At 64.5% G+C, this 896-nt stretch carries 1 protein-coding gene and 1 pseudogene; both read right to left on the bottom strand.

Annotated features, from left to right (window positions below; translation table 11 throughout):
• Positions 1-375: pseudogene (locus AWB68_RS45490) on the bottom strand (HlyD family secretion protein); the annotation flags it as partial.
• The coding region (locus tag AWB68_RS45485) for a TolC family protein (RefSeq protein WP_143282079.1) at positions 372-896 on the bottom strand (525 nt) is incomplete at its 5' end. The gene AWB68_RS45485 and the pseudogene AWB68_RS45490, both read right to left, overlap by 4 nt.

Raw genomic sequence — 896 nt, 5'->3', positions numbered from 1 at the left:
GCGCGTCGAATCGATCCCGGCCGTGCTGGCGCCGACCTGCCGGCGCGTTGATTCGAGGTCGGCCCGCGCGCGGTCGATAGCGATCCGGTAGGGCTCGCTATCGACCTCGAAGAGGACGTCGCCCGCTTTGACTTCCTGGTTGTCACGCACCAGAACGCGAGTCACCCGTCCCGATGCTTCCGCGGCGACCGATACGACGTAGGCCTGCACGCGTGCCTGTTGCGTATAAGGGGTAAAGCGGTCGGCGAGCAGATACCAGATCAGGCTGAGCACGATCAGGCCGACGACTCCTTTCATCGCTTTGCCCGAAGGATCGGCGACAGGCGCCGGTTCGCTCGGCGGCGTGACGACAGTGTGCTCGGGCTTGTCGCTCATCGGGAACCTTCAGACGGGCTTGCGTTGGCGGACGGTGCATTCGGCTCGTTCAGCATGTCGCCCCAGTCGGTGCGTTGCTCCATTTGCTGGCGCGTCGCGGGATCGACAAGCGGCTGCTCCGAGTACCAGCCTCCGCCGACCGCCTTGTAGAGCGCAACCAGACTACCTACCGCGTTGCTGCGGTTGACGATGTAGGCGTCCTGCTGGGCAAACAGAGCACGCTGTGCATCAAGGACGCGCTGGAAGTCCGAGTACCCTTCCCGATAGATCGCACTGGCAAGCTTGAGCGAGCGTTGCGCGGCCCGTTGCGCGTCGTTCAGGATAACGTCACGCTGCAACGCGGCGATCAGTGCGGTGGCCGCGTCGTCGGCCTCACGGGCGGCTTCGCGCACGGTATTCTGATAGACGACCGTCAACTGTTGCAGCCGGGCGTCCTGCACGCGCACGTTGTTGGTGATCTTGCCGTGATCGAAGATGTTCCACGTGACGCTTGGGCCGGCTACCACGGCCAGCGTGTTCGG

Source organism: Caballeronia choica, assembly GCF_001544535.1.
GTDB lineage: Bacteria > Pseudomonadota > Gammaproteobacteria > Burkholderiales > Burkholderiaceae > Caballeronia > Caballeronia choica.
This window is presented reverse-complemented; position numbering and strand designations above follow the sequence as displayed.